Annotated in this window: 2 protein-coding genes; both read right to left on the bottom strand. The window is 57.2% G+C overall.

Annotated features, from left to right (window positions below):
- On the bottom strand, nt 1-212 hold a 212-nt coding region (locus D7D26_RS12700), incomplete at its 3' end, for a hypothetical protein (RefSeq protein WP_233543581.1).
- 80 nt (nt 213-292) lie between these two features.
- Nucleotides 293-481: hypothetical protein (locus tag D7D26_RS12425; RefSeq protein ID WP_199674795.1), on the bottom strand; the 189-nt coding region annotated here is incomplete at its 5' end.

Raw genomic sequence — 481 nt, 5'->3', positions numbered from 1 at the left:
ACCACGGCGATCTCCGTGGCGAACACCGCCGCGGACAGCGACGCGAACATCGCCAGGGAAATTATCGATTTCATCACGCGTTTCATTAAAAAAACCTCCTCGAATAAATAAAAATCCGTTTCCAGATCCGTGACATCACGGTATGACATATCCAAACCACGGACCGCGCCGGAAAACCGAAAAACGAAAGAGAAGGGCGGACGAAAAAACATCCGCCCTCTCCCGCGCGGCTTGCGTCGCGCTCTCGTCGCTCATACCGTTCTCGTTGCGCGTGCTGCTCGGGCCGTCAGCGTTACTTGCGTTTCGACGCCCGCAGCAGACGCTTCAATTCTTCCATGTCGGCCTTCAGTTCGGCGATCTCCTGGCTCTGCAGCGCGTTCGTTTCGGCCTGCTGGGCGTTCGTGCGTTTCAGCGAGGTTACCTCGGCCTGCAGCTGAGCGTTCTCCTTCTGCATCACGTAGACGCTGTTCATGGGGCCCTT

It is taken from the genome of Pyramidobacter sp. CG50-2, from assembly GCF_003612005.1.
Lineage (GTDB): Bacteria > Synergistota > Synergistia > Synergistales > Dethiosulfovibrionaceae > Pyramidobacter.
This window is presented reverse-complemented; position numbering and strand designations above follow the sequence as displayed.